We start from the raw sequence: 19,699 nt of genomic DNA, 5'->3' as shown, positions 1-19,699 counted from the left end.
TCATAATTTGCCTCTGAAAAGATTACAAAAGCAAAAAACAAGAAGCAGGATATTGCTATCATGCTTCTTGTGTGCTGTTATTCAGGATTTTCTAAAAGAACCCTAATTTATTTTTGCTGTAAGAAATGAGCATATTTTTAGTCTGACGGTAATGATTGAGCATCATTAGATGATTTTCACGACCGAATCCAGATTTTTTGTATCCACCAAATGGTGCGTGAGCAGGATAGGCATGGTAGCAATTTACCCAAACACGACCTGCCTGAATGGCTCTAGGTACTTGATACAATTCATGTGCATCTCTTGACCAAAGCCCGGCACCTAGGCCATACATGGTATCATTGGCGATAGCGATTGCCTCTTCCGTGGTCTTGAAAGTAGTCACTGAAGTAACTGGCCCAAAGATTTCTTCTTGGAAAATCCTCATTTTGTTATGGCCTTTAAATATAGTAGGCTGTATGTAGTAGCCCGTTTCTAGTCCTGAGTTCAGGCTGGCTTTTTCACCCCCACAGAGTACTTCTGCACCCTCTTGCTTACCAATATCTAGGTAGGAGAGAATTTTTTCGAATTGATCATTAGAAGCTTGTGCCCCCATCATGGTATCTTCTGCGAGTGGGTGACCCATTTTGATGGCTTTGGTACGTGCGACTACTCTTTCCATGAATTTGTCATAGATGTCTTCGTGTACCAAGATTCTAGATGGGCAAGTACATACTTCTCCTTGATTCAAAGCGAACATTACGGCTCCTTCTACTGCTTTGTCGAAGAATTCATCATCGGCATCTCCCACTGATTTCATGAAGATGTTAGGAGATTTCCCTCCAAGTTCCATGGTCACTGGGATCAAATTTTCAGAAGCATATTGCATGATCAATCGACCGGTTGTTGTTTCACCAGTGAAGGCTACTTTAGCAACTCTGTCCGATGTAGCCAAGGGCTTACCTGCTTCTGGACCAAAACCTGTCACTACGTTCAAAACACCCGGAGGAAGCACGTCAGCAATCAATTCCATCAGAACCATAATACTAGTAGGAGTTTGCTCAGCTGGTTTCACTACGGTACAGCATCCAGCAGCAAGAGCGGGAGCTATTTTCCAAGTGGCCATCAATAGTGGGAAATTCCAAGGAATGATCTGTCCAACCACGCCAAGTGGCTCGTGCAGAGCAATACTTACGGTAGTTTCGTCGTGTTCTGAGATAGAAGATTCATCCGCTCTAATCACACCTGCGAAATACCTGAAGTGATCTACACATAGTGGCAGGTCTGCTGCTCTAGTTTCTCTCAAAGCTTTGCCATTGTCTATGGTCTCAATCCTAGCAAGCAATTCCAGATTTTCTTCGATGATATCAGCGATTTTATTAAGCACTCGGCTACGTTCTGCAGCCGAGGTCTTTGACCAGGTAGCAAATGCTTCGTGTGCTGCATCTAGCGCTTTTTCAATATCTGCTTTATTACCTCTTGCGGCTTTTGAAAAAGCTTTGCCGTCTATAGGAGAGATGTTGTCAAAATACTCTCCAGAGCTAGGAGCTACCCATTTACCTCCGATAAAATGGTCATACTTTTCTTTGATCTGTGGCCTATCCACAGGCTTTGATTGGGATAATGTTAATGTTGACATATTTTTTTATTTTGGGTTTTTGTCAAATCTCTTTATTATATTTTGAAAAAAATCCACTTATCCAATCAAGCAATCCACTTGGCGTAACATCCACGATTATATCTCGTTGTTTTTAAAAGTGAAGCTTTATTAATAACTTTAAGAGAAACCCAAAATAAAATCCATGAGTCAAAATTTCATTGCAGGTGTGCCTTGGAGAAATGAGAAGGATCTGAAGACCTTAGTGGAGAATAGGACTACCTATACTTTGAATAATTGTGAGCTCAATATTTTTGAAACCCATCAACAAGCAGCGGATGTGAATTTGGTTTTTGGTGATTTGGTTTTGACGACTATGCTCAAAGGGAAAAAGGTAATGCACCTATTTGATAAGCCAGGTTTTGATTACCTTCCTGGAGAGTCGGTAATCGTCCCGCCGAATGAGTTGATGAAAATAGACTTTCCTGAAGCACAAATTGATAATCCTACTCAATGCATTGCGCTGTCTATTTCTAAGGAAATGATTGAAAATACTTTCAATCTCCTTAATGAACGCTTTCCAGATAAAGTGATAACAGATGAATGGGGGCTAGATCTTTCGAATTTTCACTTGATCAATACACAGGATCTCTCTGAAATCATTAATCGCTTTATCAGAATAGGGGTAAAGGAAAGATCTAAAGAAAAAGATGTCATCGCTTCTTTAGCGCTGAAAGAACTTTTGATAAGATTGACTCAGACACAAGCTAGGGATATGCTACAGAAGACTTACAAACTTTTAGCGTCAAATAATAGACTGGCACATGTAGTGGACTACATCAAAAATAATATCAGAGAGGAGCTAAACTTAGATATTTTAAGTCAAAAAGCTTGTATGAGTAAACCTCATTTTTCAAGAAGCTTTAAGCAGGAACTAGGACTCAGTCCGATGGAATTTGTGCTCAAAGAGCGACTCAGCCTTGCTAAAAATTACCTCAGGATGGCGAATTACCAAATTCAAGAAGTTTGCTATATGGCTGGCTTTAATAATATTACCTACTTCATTAGAGCTTTTAAGTCAGAATTTGGAATGACACCGAAGGTTTATCAAGCTAATTTACACTGACCAAATAATATCAGGGGATTCTTTGCTGCTCGAAAAATTTATTAAAAGATTTATTGCCATTTATTATGTTTTTGTTATGTTTAGGAAATTTTGGTAGTAAAAAAACAACAAAAGTTTAAAAAATACCAAAGTTAATATGGCTGAGGTCAGTAACAAATAAACCCATCAAAGGAATCTTTTACAAAGATTCCTTTTTTTATGGTATAAAATCAAACCAATTTTTTTAAAATTTATGTTTTTTATTAAAAAATAGCTTTGAAATTAAGCTTATTTTTCGGGATTCTTATTTTTTCTTTCTAGAAAGGGCTTTGTTCTACTGATAAAGCGTAGAAAATATGTTATTTATTCAAATAAGCCATAATTATAGAGGCCAGAAGAACAAAATCAAAGGAATACCAGCAATGATCATTAAGATGGAAATAGGTAAACCCATTTTAAAATAATCTTTGAAGGCGTATCCTCCCGGCCCCATGACCAAAGTGTTAGATTGGTGACCGATAGGCGTGAGGAATGCAGCAGAAGCACCCACGGCAATAGCCATCAGAAATGGATCTGAGGATACCTCAAGTCCGTCAGCAATATTGAGTGCAATAGGTGCCATCAATACAGCAGTGGCTGCGTTGTTGATCACATTGGACAGCAGCATGGTAGTCACAAAAAACAAAGCTAGACTGGCTTCCGCAGGTAAGCTTGAACCTATTTCCAGCATCAGATTGGCAATAGTGTTGGCACCACCAGAACTCTCTAGTGCCGTTCCTAGAGGAAGCATGGCTCCCAAGAGTACAATGACGGGCCAATCTACCTTTTGATAAAGTTCCTTGAGATCCAGTGTTTTGGTAAGCACCATCGCCAAAGCAGCCAAAGTGAAGCTAATCTGAACTGGTAAAATATCGGTAATGATCAAAGCGATAGAGGCTATAAAAATGCTGAGGGCTACTACGATCCTTTTTGGTTTTCCTATGGAAAAACCCCTGTCAGCTAGTGGTAAGCAGCCCATGGAATGTAAGCTCTCATTTATTTTTTCTGCATTTCCCTGAAGGAGCAGGACATCTCCAACCTTGAATTTTACATGATCAAGGCGCTTTTTGATTTTTTTATCTTGCCTTGAGACTGCCAGTAGATTTACCCCAAATCTATTGCGCATGCTTAGGCTTGCAGCTGTTTGATTTGAAATAGGTGCATCAGCCATGACTACTGCTTCAACTATGGAGATTTCTTCACTTCCAATGGCTTTTTTCTCTTTCTCCTCTTGGTTCTTTGGCTTATTGGCAACTAGCGTACATTTACTTTTTTCAAGGAACTTCTTGAGGTCATCCCCGTCACTTTCGATAGAAATAATGTCTCCCGCTCGTAATACCATATTCATATCAGGAGCATGCATCAGGTAATTACTTCTGATGACATTCAAAACTTGGATGTCTCCATCACTAATGCTTTGGATTTCTAAAATTGGTTTGCCTTCTAGTTTAGAGTCTTGTTCTACTATGATTTCTGTAATATAATCTTCGATGTCAAAATAGTTTTCATCTTTTTTGTTTCCGCTGATTCGTTTTGGGATCAATCTCCAGCCTAGAAAAACAATAAATAACAATCCGATAACTGTCACCCCCATCCCTACTGGGGCAAAGTCAAACATGGAAAAGGAGCCTTCCATTTCTTTGCTTCTGAAATTAGCGATGATAATATTTGGGGGTGTCCCAATCAAAGTGATCATACCGCCTAAAAGGGAAGCAAAAGCTATAGGCATCAATAGGGAAGATGGTGAATTGCCACTTTTTTTGGCGAGATGAAGTGCCACCGGCATCATTACAGCAAGTGCACCGACATTATTCATAAAAGCAGAGGCTATACTCACAATGATACATAGAACGGCAACTTGTAAGGTGAGATTATCACCTAACTTGACCACCCACTTACCAATCAAATCTATGAGTCCAGAGTTTTGCAAACCTGCACTGACGATCAATATAACTGCTACTGTTATCACAGCAGGATGTGCAAAGCCATAAAATGCCTCGTCCACAGGAGTGATACCAGTTATTACTAAGATTAGTAAGCAAGTGATTGCCACAATATCATAGCGAAATTTCCCCCAGATGAAAAAGGCCAAAGCAAAGACTAAAATACCAAAGACAATATATTCTTGCATATGGAAAATTATTTGAGTTAATGTCTATTTAAAAATAATTCCAGTCAAAGCCAAATCTGACTTAACCCAATGCTACATCAAGAATCATCATAATAGTGAATCCAGCCATAAAACCCAAAACAGCCAAATCAGTGTATTTATCTCGCTGTGTCTCAGGAATCACCTCTTCTACTACGACGAAAATCATAGCGCCAGCAGCAAATGATAGTGCATATGGTAAAATATTCTGCATGTAAATGACCGAAAAGGCTCCTATGACGCCCGCTACGGGCTCTACTGCTGCAGAAAGTTGTCCATACCAGAAGCTTTTTCTCCTGCTGGCACCATTTCTTCTCAATGGCATTGCAACTGCCATGCCTTCGGGAAAATTTTGAATACCAATTCCAATGGCTAAGGCTATCGCAGCTGTGATACTAGCTCCTTCCATACCCATGGAGGCAGCCCCAAAAAGAATGCCTATAGCTAGTCCCTCAGGAATGTTGTGTAGTGTAATGGCTAGTAATAGCAATGTGGACTTATGCCATTTGGTTGCTACTCCTTCGGATTCTTCTTTATTGAAATTGATGTGAAGGTGTGGCATGAATTTATCTAAAGCAAAAATGAATAATCCTCCAGCTAAAAAACCAACTGCCGCAGGAACCCAAGGCGCTGTGGGAAACTGAGACTCTGCATGCTTTATACTTGGGGCCAAGAGTGACCAAAAACTTGCAGCGATCATCACTCCTCCAGTGAAACCAAGTAGTGTATCAAAAACTGATCTTTTGATTTCTTTGAAAAAAAACACCAAAGAAGCGCCGAGCGCTGTAACCATCCATGTGAAACAGGTAGCTATAAAAGCCGACCAAACTGGCCCAAGTTCTATGGCGTAAGCTTCCAGTATTTCTATCATAGGTTGAGATTTACACAAAAGTATTCATCTTTTGCTATATACTCTTGATTAAGTGGTTAAAATCTTCCTGTGATGGAAAAGACAAAATTTCTACCTGGAGCTACGATTCCAGAACTGTAGGTTCTATATCGGATATCAGCTAGGTTTTCTACTCCTACATTAACAAAAAAGAAATCGGAAATCTTGTACATTCCCTTAATATTTAATGTCAGCCATCTTGGTGAAAATGGGTTGCCATTAGTATCTATGGCATAAAGTTCTGGTTTTCCTCTTTCCTCAAGTGGCAGCTGTTCAAAGCTCATCTGACCAGCATATTCTGAATATAGCTGAGCATTCCATTTGTTTTTTTTGTAAATCAATCTTGTCACCCCAAATGCAGGGGGTGCATGTCTACTAGGATTTACTTCACCATCGTCAGTTTCTTCTTCACCACGCTGAATATTGTAGCGGGAAGATAAAGAGAAGTTATAAGGAAGCTTGATTTCTATGGCAGCTTGGATGCCCATTACAGTAGCTTGGGCAGCATTTTGTAGTGCTAAGACTCTGCTCAATTCCCCATCGTAAATAATACTATCTTGACCATTGAGCATGAAGTCCCTCCTGACGATAGCATTGTCCAGAAGGGTGTAATATGCAGAAAAATCCATCAGGACATTTTCTCCAAAAACTTTACTGATGCCGACCTCTGCATTATATGCATATTCTGCATCCAAATTAGGATTGGGGATCAGCACTGTACCTGGTTCAGAATCGAAGATTTTACCAATATCATCTACATTTGGAGACCTAAATCCGGTAGATGCATTGATATGGATGGTGTAACTATCTTGTGGAGTGTACACTAATCCAATATTCCCTGTTAAAGCAGAATTTCGAAGTTCGGCTTTTCCGAAAGGTAGTGGATAGAAGTCTAGATTATTTGAAAAATCAGCATCTATGGCAAAGCTGTTCAACCTAACTCCTGTTTGAAAAAGGAGATTTTTACCCAGCTTATTTTGATAACTGAGGTAAACTGCCGCAGACGACCACGAGGCTTGAGGATATCTAGCAGGCCCTGGCATAATTTGATTTTCTATGATGTTTTCATTGATTCCTTGTGAATTTACATCATTAAGAATCCACTCAAAACCGTAAAAAAGCTTAGATGAACCATTCAAATTTTTCATTAAGTCTATATTTGCCGAATAGGCATTCACCTTCTCTATCCGAGTTCTGCGGGTAGCATCGTTGAAGTTTCTATCAATTCTGCTTTCTTCAAAATTTTGAATTGCTAGTCTTAAAGAAGCTTCGTCAAATAATTTGTTATCGGATTGATGAGTGATCTGAAGATTGTTCATCATCCATATTTGAGGTCCATAATCCCATTCGCCACTACGTGGGGTTCCATCAGGTCTTAATCTGATATGTCGATCATAACGGGAGTATGCAGATGTTTCTGAATAATGAAAGCCATATTGAAAATCCCAGTTTTGCTGAGGTTGATATCTGATTTTTTGCATTAGGTTGGATTGAGAAAAACCACTTGGGTTTTGAATCCTAGGATCAGGATTAGTTATGATTTGATCGACACCATCTATTCTGTCTACATAGGTTCTTTTGAGGTACTCATCTGGCCCATGTTTGCCCATCCTCAGGTCACCATAATTGCTCCTGGTAAAGCTTGTTATGGATGCCCACTTTTCTCCACCTATACCGACATGAATATGTCCAGTCTGTTCTCCATTTGCAGTGGAAGTTCTCAAAGTGGTACTCCCTGAAATTTCGGGCTTTGCTGAGGTTGAGAATTTAGGAGTGAGGGTCTGAAAACTCATCACAGCTCCGATGGCATCACTCCCATAGATAATGGAACCTGGCCCAAATAAAACTTCGGTGCTTTCCGTGGCAAAGGCATCTAAGGAAATGACATTTTGTAAATTACCACCTCTAAAGATTGCGGTATTCATTCTTACCCCATCTACAGTATACAAAAGTCTATTGGCAGAGAATCCTCTGATCATAGGGCTTCCACCACCTTGCTGGCTTTTCTGAACAAATACTTCCCCTGATATACCAAGTAAATCTGCTGCTGTTTGTGGATTGAGTAATTCCCTTTCTTCCTTACTGATACTTGAGATTTTGGAAGGTATTTCTTGTCTAGATTGAGACCATCGTGTGGCTGAAACTACCGCCTGCTGAAGTGAAATGGCGGTAGGCTGAAGAAATACCTCAAAATTTAAAGCTTCTAATGCTTCAAAGGAAAAAGATTGAGATTTATAACCAAAAAGCCTGATTTGAATGTTTTTTTGCCCCTTCATTTTACTAATATCAGCTTTGCCGCTAGCGTTGGTATTGACTAACAACTTTTGTGATTGGCTGTGAATAGACACAAAGTCCAAGGGAGCTCCAGACTCCTTATCTTTGATAGAGATGGTCTGTGCAAGACTTTGGAAACAGGTAAAAATAAGAAAAAGAGATAGACTAACTAGTTTCATATTTCTTGTATTCAAGATCTAATTTACTTGAAAGAAACAGAATTAAGGCATGCTTTCATATAAGCGGATGAAATGCCATTTAGAATGAAAAAATAAAGCCCAGCATTGCTGGGCTATCGAACTATTCTTAGGCTCGTCCTTTGAGCATCATGTCCCAATACATGATTGGAAGACCATATTTCTTGAGAAGCCACATAGAGTATTGCTCCTTGGAAGTATCTACAAATTTGCTTATCAGCGGATCGCTATCTCTGACATTGTTGTATTTGAATTCAGCAAGAACCATTTTACCATAGCCAGTCACCAATGGGCAGGAAGAATAACCTTCATAGATATTTTTATCCAAATTACCTTTTTTAATTAGGTGCAGAATATTCCCGCTGACTACAGGCGCTTGTTTTCTTATTGCTGCTCCTGTCTTAGCTGTAGGCAGAGCGGCAACATCTCCAAGAGCAAAGATATTCGGAAAGCGAAGATGTCTTAAAGTATTGACATCCACATCTACCCAGCCTTTATTTGAACCTTCTTTGATCGATACTTCAGAGTTTCTGATAAAATCAGGGGCTTGCTGAGGAGGGGCTATATGCAACATGTCATATTTGATTTTGATTTCTGTGTCTCCAAATAGTTCTTCTCCAATGCTTGGTCTAAGGTTTTTGGCACATTCTTGAATATCGCTATTGATATATCTGAAAGTGATCTCTTGCTTCTCACCATCAACTTTGATTGGAGCGTAATATGTCTTGAGAATAATATCTCTATCAATGACGATCTTATTAAGTGTTTTGGCAAAATCAGGAACTCCAAAGATTACCGTACCCGGTGTTGCGAAGATCACATTAGTTTTTTCTCTTAGTTTTGATTTTCTAAAGTAATCCTCCGCTAGATACATGATTTTTTGAGGTGCTCCTCCACATTTGATCGGTGTAGTTGGCTGTGTAAAGACAGCGTTGCCACCTTTGAAGTTTTGAAGTACTTCCCAAGTTTTTTCGGGATCGGTGTAATTGGAGCAGACGTTGTCTTTCTCCATCGCCTCAGTCAACCCTGGGAGTAATTCAGGAGCCATGACCAAGCCAGGAGCAATGACTAAATAGTCAAATGTAAGGTCTCCATTTTCAGCTGTTTTTACTTTGTTTTGCTCTGGGATGATATCTGTAGCACTATCTTTAATCCAACTGACATCCTTTGGGATATAATTTTTTTCCTCTCGTTCGGTGTCTTTGAAGTCAAAAGTTCCAGCACCTACCAAAGTCCAAGCAGGCTGATAGTAATGTTTTTCAGAGGGCTCTATGATGGCAATCTGAAGGGTTTTGTCTTTTTTACGAAGTTGTGCTGCTACTGTGATACCGGCTGTTCCTCCTCCGATGATCAATACTTGATAGTGGTTCATAGTGTGTGATTATTGTTTGTATTCTAAAAATAGCCACACAGCGATTATAAAAAGGTGATGTAAGTCACATTATAAAAAAACCTAGCCGATGTCGACTAGGTTTCACTTTGAAAATATGTTGAATTTAGATTTATTCAAATTTTACCTGCTTTCAGGCGCTTCAATTTCAATATCGAAGTTGATCAATTCTGGGTCTATTTCCAAAAGGTCTGGAGCATCCTCGTCTGAAATGGCGCCTCTTTCTACTAATTCAGCGATCAAATCCATCTGAAGTGTCATGTCCTCCTTGTCGTTATGCATTTTCTGAAATTTATCCATCAATTCTTCATCCGTAAACTCGGCATACCTTGCTCTTCTAGCGTCTTTCAGTTTGTTCTTTTTCTCTTCTAGGAGTAGGTCTTTTCTTGCCTCAAGACTTTTTTTCCAATCATTCACATATTCATCAGATAGCGTAGTGCCAAAGAATGGAGTTTCTTCCATAGGAATAACTTCTGTGCTGCCATCTTTGTGAACTAATATAAATTCTTCTTCACTTTCTTCCAGTAAGTATTCATCACCAGTTTCTACATCTACAATTTTATCGCCTTCGTAGAGATATCTTTCTTCCACTGATTTTTCTTGACTACATGCAAATAATAGCGATGCACTCACTAGGGCAATCATTAACTTTTTCATAATAGGTTCTTTTTTTTGTTTTAATATAAAGTTTTATTTTCTTTCTTTTTCCAGTTGTCAAATACCACCTTAGCATCATTGTTTAATAGCTGTTCAAATGGGATTGACCGTTCGTTTAAGGGTAGATCTAACTCTTCATAAATAAATTGGTCATCGAATCCAGCATTTGCTGCATCCCTTTTGGTGTTAGCATAAAACACCCTCGCAGGTCTTGCCCAATAGATGGCTCCAAGGCACATAGGACAAGGCTCACATGAAGTATATATTTCACATCCATCTAGCTGGAAATTTTTAAGATTTTGACAAGCATCTCTAATGGCTACTACTTCAGCATGAGCGGTCGGGTCATTGGTCGAACTGACGGAATTGGAACCCATGCCTATCACTTCATCATCTTTCACTACTATACAACCAAATGGGCCGCCTTTACCCGCGTCCATTCCACTTTGAGAAAGCTCAATGGCCATCTTCATAAAAGATTTTTCTCTTTCCGTCATTTGAATTTTTAATATTTACACTTAAACTATCAAAAATCGCACCACCGTATTATCAACGGCTTTTATTATTCAAAGTTTAATATAATGAAAGAAATCAGGATTTTGAAATTAAGAAACAATAAGAAAATTCTGTTTTAAAATATATAGCTAAGTTTCAAGCTATCCATTTATTTAAAAAATCTAAAAATCCCTCCTTGTAATTTTCGCTGACAGTAATCACTGTATCACCTATATGAACAGTATTTCTTACTACTGAATCAATGTGATCTAAACCTATGATAAAGGAGCGGTGAACACGCATGAATTTATCTGAAGGGAGCATTTCCTCCATGCTTTTCAAGCTTGTGAGTGACAGCATTGGGCTATTTCGGTCTATCAGGTGAACTTTGATGTAATCCTTATAAGCTTCTACAAATTTGATGTCTTTCAGCATGATTTTCACCAACTGATATTCTACCTTCAAAAAAATATACTCTGGAGATGCTTGTCCTTGGTTGTTGCCAAGTTCTTTAGTTTTTGATTCGTAAAACTGATATGCCTTAGTGGCAGATTTCATAAATTCCTCGTAGCTGAAAGGTTTGAGTAGGTAATCAAGAGCATCTACCTTGTAGCCTTCAATGGCAAATTGATTGTAAGCAGTTGTAAAAATGATTTTAGGTTTGGCATCTCCTTGTTTTCCGTCGAGAATTCTAGCGAGCTCCATTCCAGACAGATCAGGCATCTGAATGTCTAAGAAAATCAATTGAATTTCATTTTGATTGAGGTAGCCCAATGCTTCTATGCCATTATCAAATGCGGCAGTTAGTTCCAAAAAAGATGTTTGCTTGATGAATTTGGACACTAACTCAAGAGCTAACGGTTCATCGTCTACTGCTATGCATTTGATTTTCATTTCAAGTCGATTTTGAGTAAGACTTTGAATTCATTTTCTGGGTTTTGATCATCAATAAATAGATTATACCGATGGTCATATAGCAAAGCTAACCTTCTTTTTGTGTTTTGTAAACCTATGCCACTCGCGTTACCTTCTGGCGTATTTTCACTGGATTTGAATATAGCATTACTCGTTTCCAGAGTCAATTGCTTATCAGATATATCAATTTTTATTGCAATAGTACTTTCTTTCTGCGAACTGATGCCATGCTTGAAGCAGTTTTCTATAAATGGCAAAAGTAGCATGGGTGCAATACTGGCATCGTGGAATTTCTCTGGTATATCGATTTCCAATTTCACCTTTGTAGAAAGTCTCATTTTCATCAACTCTACAAAATCATTGATGAAGTCGATCTCTTTAGAAAGTAAAGTATGTGTTTTCTCAGTTTCGTAAAGTACATATCGCATCATTCTACTCAGTTTGAGCAAAGCAGTTTTAGCTTTCTCCACATCGATATTGGTAAGAGAATAAATGTTATTGAGTGTATTGAAGAAAAAATGTGGATTAATCTGAGCTTTGAGGTAGGTGAGTTCAGAATTGATTTGTTGCCTTTTTTGCTCGAGTTTTTCAGCTTCATCAGCTTGCCATTTTTGGACAGAAGCTATACTGGTGCTGATTCCGATTACCATAAAGAAAATCAGAAGTTGAGAAATATCCCAATAATAATTTCTAGGTCTAGGTGTGTAGGGTACATCTGGTCGATAGGCCTTGTGCATCAATTCCTGCATATTGACCCAATCGTCAAACAAAATTAGAAAAACAATACAAGCAACACCTGTGAGTAAGTTGATGGTAAGAAATAGGGGAATTCTATTTTTGAAAAGAATTCTAGGGATAAAATAAAAGTAATTGATATAAAATACCGCTATCAGCAAGGATAAGTTAATGCCTTGCTTCAGCCAAAATTCAAAAGGTCGTTCAACTCCTGATGAAAGAGGGGATAGAATGAATATCACTAATCCGAATAAAGCCCACCCGAGAAGATGAATTAGGATAGAAAGATTTTGCTTGTAGTTTGACTGAATGTCCATATGTGGGTGTTTTTGCCATGTAAACAAAAATAAAATTTTGAAATCTACCTAATTTGATCTGCCAATACGCGGATTTTGACGATGGAATGGGTGAAACGGAAGATTAGTCTGTTTTTCCTTTTGTATAATCTGATTCATCGTTGAATTCGGCTCTTTGGTCGATGAATACATACTCTCAGTCTATTAGATTTTTTTTTGGATTTGGCTTGAACTTCCTTTGTTACCGAAAACTGTCTGAGGCTTTTGAACAAAAATACTGAAAATGTGTAATGTTCTAGTCTTTAGGCTAAAAATCAGGAAGTTCCAAGAATTTGATTATTTGAAATCTACCAATAAAATGAAAACACAATACCAACTATTCTTATTTGTACTGCTTATATGTACACTCTCATTTCAGAATGTATTGGCGCAAGACAAAGCTATTTACAAAATTTCCGGCAAAATCATGGATGGAGGTTCCGGGGAAACGATTCCTTATGCAGCTGCAGCTTTGCTCAATGCTGAGACCATGCAAAACGTGGCAGGTGCTGTTGCAGATTTAGATGGTGAATTTATCATTACAGGCTTCAAGGATGGTAATTATGTTTTGCAGTTGAGTTTTCTTGGTTATGAAGCGTACACTTCTAAAGCAATTGAAGTAAAACCTGGAAACACAGAAATCAATCTTGGTGAAATCAAACTTCAGCAAGAAGCCATGGCGCTACAAGAAGTAACTGTACAAGGTCAGCGTCAATTAATTGAAGAAAAAGTAGACAGAACCATTTACAATGCTGAAAATGACAAAACCACCATCGGTGGAGATGCAAGTGATGTTTTGAGAAGGGTACCGATGCTTTCGGTTGATTTGGATGGTAATGTATCCATGAGGGGTAGTTCCAATATTTTGGTACTGATCGATGGAAAGCAATCTGCCATCGTAGCAAATAATATCGCAGATGCGCTCAAGCAAATTCCTGCAGAAGAAATCAAATCTGTGGAAGTGATCACTTCTCCATCAGCAAAGTACGATGCAGAAGGTACAGGTGGAGTCTTGAATATCATCACCAAAAAGAATAACCTGCAGGGAGCTTCTCTCAATGTAAATAGTAGTGCAGGGTTTAGAGGATCCAATTTAGGTTTAAATGCTAGCTTGAAAAGAGGGAAAATGGGATGGACGCTTGGTGGGTATGGTAGGGCAGGATATAATATTTTGGGTTCTTTCGAAAATACTCAGACACTCATGACTCCTGATGGTAGCACAGCCTTGATCCGACAAGCCGCGGATACCAGAAACAATATGCTTTTTGGTAGATATAATCTGGGTTGGGATTATGAATTAAACAAATATAATTTCTTGACTGCCTCTGTAAGTGTAGGCTTAAGGAATATGCGAAACAAGCAAGATGGTTTATTCACAGAGACCTTCATAGAAGATGCATTAGTAAGTGCTTTATTGAGAGATGTCAATGTAGATAATCTTTCTAATAATGTGGATATGAACTTCAACTATACCAAGACTTTTGATAAGCCACAAAAAGAATTTAGTGTGTCTGGTCTGTATAGTAGAAGTAACAATAACAATGATTTTGTCAATAGTCTTTATAATGGGACTTTTACGGATATCATCAGTAGGGTGAAAAATGAAAACCTAGGGATCAACGAGGAATTCACAATACAACTTGATTATGTGACCCCTTTGGGTAATACTGATAGTCAGATCCTTGAATATGGCGCAAAAAATATTTTGAGAAAAGCGACTTCTGACTTTGCATATTTTACAGCAGAAGGATCTTCAGGTGAGTTTCAGCAGGTAGATGATATCCTATTTTCTAATGAATTCACCTATGATCAAAATGTATCAGCTGCTTATGCTTCTTACACTTTAGGCTTGGGCAATGATTACACCTTGAAAGGTGGATTGAGATATGAGTATACGACTATCAATGCAGACTTCAGAAACTCTGAATTACCTGCAGACATTCCTTCTTATGGCGTATTCGTTCCAAGTTTCAATATTGGTAAGAAATTAACCAATGGTAATATGATCAAAGCTGCTTACAATAGAAGAATCCAAAGACCTTCTTTGCAGTTTTTAAATCCTAACATCAACCAAGCTAACCCTCAACAACAGTCCCAGGGTAACCCGCTCTTGGATCCTGAATTGACAGATAATTATGAATTGGGATACAGTACGTTCGTTGGAGGAAGCTCTTTAAACTTCACTTCTTACTTCAGAAATACGACGGGTTCTATTCAGCCTGTGAGAACGGTAAGTGAAGAAGATGTGATTTTCACAAGCTTTGAAAATATCGGTAGAGAGCAAGCAGTTGGGTTTAGTGTCTTTTCGAATATCAATGTGTCAGGCAAGTTTTCCTTAAACGGAAGTGTGGATACTTATTATGCCATGCTGACCAATGGCTTGGATAATCCGATGTTTGCCGCTTCCAATGAAGGTTTTGTCATTAGCGGGAGGTTGTTTGGGAATTATACCTTGCCAAAGAATTGGCAAATTCAAGCCTTTACCTTTGCTAGGGGTAGACAGGTGCAACTTCAAGGCTCAGCAGGTGGCTTCGGTATGTACGGTATGAGCATCAATAAGCAGTTCAATGAAAGAAGAGGAAGCATTGGGTTTGGTGCAGACAACTTCTTTACAAGAGAATTCCGAATCAATAATGAATTGATCACACCAACCATCATGCAGCAGAGTACAGTCGGTATGAGAAATATGAATTTCAAGATCAACTTCTCCTACAGAATCGGAAAACTTAGCGTAGAAGGAAGTAGAAGAAAGAAAAGAGGTGTTACCAACGATGATATGAAAGAGGGTGGTGAAGGCGCTGCTGGTGCGATGATGAATAATAATTAAACAAAATCAGTAATAGGATGTGTCCGATGACACGAATTGGAAATATTCATTTATAAAAATCAAAAGAGGGACTGCTGATCATTGGCAGTCCCTCTTTTGATTGTCATAGAATAGAACAAAAAAATCCCACTCAATCATTTGAGTGGGATTTTTTAAATGTTTTTTTACTTCTTATACATCACCTGCTTTACCGCATCCAATGTACGGGCTACATTTGGAATAGTCGCATCAATGTAAGTAGGAGCATAACTCAAAGGTACGTCCATAGAGTTGACTCTGATCACAGGTGCGTCTAGGTAGTCGAAAGCATTTCTCTGTAAGTGATATGCGATCTCAGAAGAGATAGCTGCTAGTGGGTTGGCTTCTTCCACTACCACACATCTATTGGTTTTCTTCACTGATTCTACTACTGTAGCGTAATCGATAGGTCTTACAGTTCTTAAGTCGATTACTTCAGCTTCAATGCCGTCTTTAGCTAATTCCTCAGCTGCATCCAAAGCCACTTTCATCATTTTGCCGAAAGATACGATGGTTACATCTTTACCTTTTCTTTTGATATCAGCCACACCAATTGGAAGTAGGTATTCACCCTCAGGTACTTCACCTTTGTCCGAATACATCAACTCTGACTCCATGAAGATCACCGGGTCATTGTCTCTGATGGAGGCTTTGAGCAAACCTTTGGCATCGTAAGGGTTAGATGGAACGACTACTTTCAAGCCAGGTGTGTTGGCAAACCAATTCTCAAAGTTGGAAGAGTGTGTAGCACCTAACTGCCCGGCATTACCTGTAGGTCCTCTGAATACAATAGGTACATTGTAAGCACCGCCTGACATTGCTAGCATTTTCGCTGCAGAATTGATCACTTGATCAATTGCTACAAGGGAAAAGTTGAAAGTCATAAACTCGATGATAGGTCTGAGTCCGTTCATTGCTGCACCTACACCCAAGCCTGCAAATCCAAGTTCGGCAATCGGAGTATCATATACTCTATCAGCACCAAACTCGTCTAACATTCCTTGGGAAACTTTGTAAGCTCCATTATATTCTGCCACTTCCTCACCCATAAGAAACACGTTTTTGTCGCGTCTCATTTCTTCAGTCATGGCCTCTCTTAATGCTTCTCTGAATTGTATAACTCTCATTTCTTCTTCAAAATTTTCGTGCGTAAAAATAGAAAGTAATCGGGCAATTCCAAAACAGTATTAGGAAGAACAGTATTTATTTTAACAATGATTTTAAAGTTTTAAAGCCGTTTTAGAGCTTATTCGGGTTTGACCAATTTCATTCCTGATTCCATCCAGTTGTTGAGCCCACCTTCAAGCATGTACACTTTTTTGAATCCCATTTCTTTCATTTTTTCAGTAGCAGGGATGGTACGCTTAGCTGATCGGCAATAGACGTAGTATGTTTTCCTTTTGTCCAGCTTGGTTAATTGTTCTTCAAAAGACTCGTCTAGAAAGTTGATAAAATCAGCGCCTTCTATATGACCCTCAGCGACTTCTTCAGGAGTACGAATGTCCAGAATAATATTTTTCTTATTTTTATTAGCTTGTTTTTGGAATTGTTCAGGTGCCAACTTTGGTGCTCCGTTTTGAGCAAAAACATTGGATGGAAATATTAAGAGGAAACCTACTGATAAGATGATGGCCAATTGGTAACTATTATCGATTAATCTTTTCATGGTTTTAATTTTTGATTCGGAATTGATTTCAACTCGATCAAAGCTATTAAATTTAACCTTTATAAAAAATATTTGATCTTGAAGAAAATTGGATTGATCTCGGATTCCCACAGCTATATTGATGAAGGTGTTTTAGAGCATTTAAAGGATGTGGATGAGATATGGCACGCTGGAGATATAGGTGATTTAGGCGTCATTGATGCTTTACCTACTGATAAGCAGCATAGAATAGTGACTGGAAACATCGATGATGAAGATGCAAGGAGAGTATATCCAGAAGAGCTTTGGTTTGAGGTGGAGGGTCTGAAAGTCGGTTTACTTCACATTGGTGGTAAACCGCCCCGATATGCCAAGGGTTTAAAAGTTAAGATAAAGGAAAAAAATGCCAGATTATTTGTCTGTGGTCATTCTCACATTTGTAAGGTGGAGTTTGATCGGCAACTTAACTGTCTCTATATGAATCCTGGTGCGATTGGTAGGCATGGCTTTCATGTGATCAGAACCATGCTTTTGTTCGAAATATCAGCTGGTAAGCTTCAAAATCTCAGAGTGGTAGAGCTTGGAAAAAGGGCAAAATAAAAAGGGCAGCTATCTGATCGTTGCCCCTTCTATTTCTTAAAGAAAAGAAACAAGTGTCTCGATTAGAAGTTTTTCTTCAATTCTTCAATATCTACATTTTTGATTACCGGCTTGGCACTCAATTGTTTGATCTTGATAACTCTTGTGTTCTGAGCTTGTCTTTTTCTTCTTAGTTTTCTTTTTAATGTAGTAACAGCCATCGTATTATCTGTTTATGTGATTCCAAATGAAGCGCAAAATTAGCATAATATTTTGAAACGACCCCGAAAGTTTAAGAATATTTTTTGATTTAGTAGATCTGCTTATTCCTCAGTTTGTTTAGGGATTTCTAAATTAAAAAGTGAATGTGATTATTTATGGCAATAGTTGAATTGAAATTCTTTTCTTCCCGTCGATCTGTTAACTTTGCGCAAAATTTAATATTAAGCTATGGCAATTCAAAAACCTACTTTACCTAAAGGCACACGTGATTTTGGTCCTCTTCAAATGGCAAGGAGGAATTATATTTTTGACATCATCAAGGATACTTTTAAGCTTTTTGGATATCAGCAGCTAGAGACTCCTTCCATGGAGAATCTCAGTACTTTAACAGGTAAATATGGTGATGAAGGTGATCAATTGCTTTTCAAAATTCTCAATAGTGGAGATTATTTAAAAGATGTAGCTCCTTCAGATATAGAAGCTGGAGCAGCTGCGACATTAGCTAAGGTGTCAGAAAAAGGCTTAAGATATGACCTGACAGTACCTTTTGCAAGGTATGTGGTCATGAATAGAAATGAGATCACTTATCCATTTAAGCGTTTTCAGATTCAGCCTGTATGGAGAGCCGATAGACCGCAGAGAGGAAGGTACAGGGAGTTTTATCAATGTGATGCTGATGTAGTAGGTACCGATAGTCTTGTTTGCGAATTGGAGATTTTGCTGATGATCAAGCGAGTTTTTGCTTCGCTTGGATTGAAAGATTACGCGATCAAGTTGAATAATAGAAAAATCTTGACAGGGCTTGCTGAAGTAATTGGAGCTGCAGGGCGAGAAGGGGAACTCTGTGTGGCAATTGACAAACTTGATAAGATTGGATGGGCTAAAGTGCAGGAAGAATTACAGCAGCGGTCTTTTACGCAGGAAGCTATTGGAAAACTCAGCCCAATTATAGATTTGCTTGGGTCCAATCGAGAGAAGCTAGATTTTCTAGAGTCCTTCTTGAAAGACTCTGAAATTGGCCTCAAAGGTATTGCAGAACTCAGAGAAGTTTTGGAACTTTTGAGTCAGTATGGCGAGTCAGAGGACTTTGTGGATTTTGATGTAGTTTTGGCGAGAGGATTGTCATATTATACAGGGGCGATTTTCGAAGTAAAAGTCAACCATGTTTCTATTGGTTCCGTGAGTGGTGGTGGTAGATATGATAATTTGACAGGCGTATTTGGCTTAGATGGTGTATCAGGTGTAGGTTTTTCATTTGGTGTAGATAGAATCTATGATGTTCTTGAAGAGCTCAACCTTTTTCCAACGGAACAATTGGAAGGCACTCAGGTGCTAATCACCTACTTTGAAGAAGAAGGGAGAAATTATGGCTTACAGGTTTTGAATAAACTGAGGACAGCAGGAATTGCTTCCGAGCTTTATCCCGATGTAATTAAAATTAAAAAGCAGTTTACCTATGCAGATAAAAAGCAGATACCTTTTGTAATGGTTTTGGGCTCTGATGAAATCAATGCTAAGCAGGTAAGCTTGAAAAATTTGATTTCAGGGCAGCAAGAATCAATGGATTTAAGTGATGCGATAAAAATGATTCAAGGCCAATAAAAAGATATGATCACTACAAAAAAAGCCCTTCAAGTTTTCAATCTTGAAGG

The 19,699-nt window shown here is 38.5% G+C and carries 16 protein-coding genes; 4 read left to right on the top strand and 12 right to left on the bottom strand.

Annotated features, from left to right (window positions below; translation table 11 throughout):
- Positions 1-91: 91 nt before the first annotated feature.
- Entirely contained in the window at positions 92-1,618 is a 1,527-nt protein-coding gene (locus CHB66_RS01825) for an aldehyde dehydrogenase family protein (protein ID WP_089237353.1), read from the bottom strand.
- 163 nt (positions 1,619-1,781) lie between these two features.
- Between CHB66_RS01825 and CHB66_RS01820 the strand changes: the two genes are divergently transcribed.
- Positions 1,782-2,702: an AraC family transcriptional regulator gene (locus CHB66_RS01820; protein WP_089237351.1), complete on the top strand. Its 921-nt coding sequence runs from the start codon at positions 1,782-1,784 to the stop codon at positions 2,700-2,702.
- A 361-nt stretch (positions 2,703-3,063) separates the two neighbouring features.
- Here CHB66_RS01820 and CHB66_RS01815 read toward each other — a convergent pair whose 3' ends face one another.
- From CHB66_RS01815 to CHB66_RS01780, 8 genes are all read right to left on the bottom strand, one after another.
- On the bottom strand, positions 3,064-4,851 hold the full coding sequence (locus CHB66_RS01815; protein ID WP_089237349.1) for an SLC13 family permease: 1,788 nt from the start codon (positions 4,849-4,851) through the stop codon (positions 3,064-3,066).
- A gap of 61 nt (positions 4,852-4,912) precedes the next feature.
- Positions 4,913-5,740, bottom strand: coding sequence for a ZIP family metal transporter (locus CHB66_RS01810; protein ID WP_089237347.1), 828 nt, complete (start codon positions 5,738-5,740; stop codon positions 4,913-4,915).
- Between the two features lie 56 nt (positions 5,741-5,796).
- Positions 5,797-8,211, bottom strand: coding sequence for a TonB-dependent receptor plug domain-containing protein (locus tag CHB66_RS01805; protein ID WP_089237345.1), 2,415 nt, complete (start codon positions 8,209-8,211; stop codon positions 5,797-5,799).
- A gap of 127 nt (positions 8,212-8,338) precedes the next feature.
- Positions 8,339-9,601 carry an NAD(P)/FAD-dependent oxidoreductase gene (locus tag CHB66_RS01800; protein ID WP_089237342.1) on the bottom strand — a complete coding sequence of 421 codons (1,263 nt, stop codon included), beginning with the start codon at positions 9,599-9,601 and terminating at the stop codon, positions 8,339-8,341.
- Positions 9,602-9,742: 141 nt separating this feature from the next.
- Positions 9,743-10,276, bottom strand: coding sequence for a hypothetical protein (locus CHB66_RS01795; RefSeq protein WP_089237340.1), 534 nt, complete (start codon positions 10,274-10,276; stop codon positions 9,743-9,745).
- Between the two features lie 20 nt (positions 10,277-10,296).
- Entirely contained in the window at positions 10,297-10,773 is a 477-nt protein-coding gene (locus tag CHB66_RS01790; RefSeq protein ID WP_089237338.1) for a nucleoside deaminase, read from the bottom strand.
- A 154-nt stretch (positions 10,774-10,927) separates the two neighbouring features.
- A complete protein-coding gene (locus CHB66_RS01785) occupies positions 10,928-11,665 on the bottom strand; it encodes a LytR/AlgR family response regulator transcription factor (RefSeq protein WP_089237336.1) in 738 nt (245 codons plus the stop codon).
- Positions 11,662-12,738: a sensor histidine kinase gene (locus CHB66_RS01780; protein ID WP_089237334.1), complete on the bottom strand. Its 1,077-nt coding sequence runs from the start codon at positions 12,736-12,738 to the stop codon at positions 11,662-11,664. The genes CHB66_RS01785 and CHB66_RS01780 overlap by 4 nt, the downstream gene beginning before the upstream one ends.
- Positions 12,739-13,075: 337 nt before the next feature.
- Here CHB66_RS01780 and CHB66_RS01775 point away from each other — a divergent pair, with 337 nt between their 5' ends.
- Positions 13,076-15,583 (top strand): TonB-dependent receptor domain-containing protein, encoded by a 2,508-nt coding sequence (locus CHB66_RS01775; RefSeq protein WP_089237452.1) that lies wholly within the window; start codon positions 13,076-13,078, stop codon positions 15,581-15,583.
- Between the two features lie 164 nt (positions 15,584-15,747).
- Here CHB66_RS01775 and CHB66_RS01770 read toward each other — a convergent pair whose 3' ends face one another.
- Positions 15,748-16,728 (bottom strand): pyruvate dehydrogenase complex E1 component subunit beta, encoded by a 981-nt coding sequence (locus CHB66_RS01770; RefSeq protein ID WP_089237332.1) that lies wholly within the window; start codon positions 16,726-16,728, stop codon positions 15,748-15,750.
- Between the two features lie 119 nt (positions 16,729-16,847).
- Entirely contained in the window at positions 16,848-17,267 is a 420-nt protein-coding gene (locus CHB66_RS01765; protein ID WP_089237450.1) for a rhodanese-like domain-containing protein, read from the bottom strand.
- 78 nt (positions 17,268-17,345) lie between these two features.
- Here CHB66_RS01765 and CHB66_RS01760 point away from each other — a divergent pair, with 78 nt between their 5' ends.
- Entirely contained in the window at positions 17,346-17,846 is a 501-nt protein-coding gene (locus CHB66_RS01760) for a metallophosphoesterase family protein (protein WP_089237330.1), read from the top strand.
- Positions 17,847-17,908: 62 nt separating this feature from the next.
- Here CHB66_RS01760 and CHB66_RS16860 read toward each other — a convergent pair whose 3' ends face one another.
- The gene (locus CHB66_RS16860; RefSeq protein ID WP_170932408.1) at positions 17,909-18,046 is read right to left on the bottom strand and encodes a hypothetical protein; all 138 of its coding nucleotides are present in this window, start codon (positions 18,044-18,046) and stop codon (positions 17,909-17,911) included.
- Positions 18,047-18,275: 229 nt separating this feature from the next.
- On the opposite strand from CHB66_RS16860, the gene hisS reads away from it, so the two are divergent.
- A complete protein-coding gene (gene hisS, locus CHB66_RS01755; protein ID WP_089237328.1) occupies positions 18,276-19,649 on the top strand; it encodes a histidine--tRNA ligase in 1,374 nt (457 codons plus the stop codon).
- Positions 19,650-19,699 lie beyond the last annotated feature (50 nt).

This window comes from Belliella buryatensis (assembly GCF_900188245.1).
Lineage (GTDB): Bacteria > Bacteroidota > Bacteroidia > Cytophagales > Cyclobacteriaceae > Belliella > Belliella buryatensis.
Note: the sequence above shows the minus strand (reverse complement) of the source record. Positions and strands in the feature narration are given on the sequence as shown.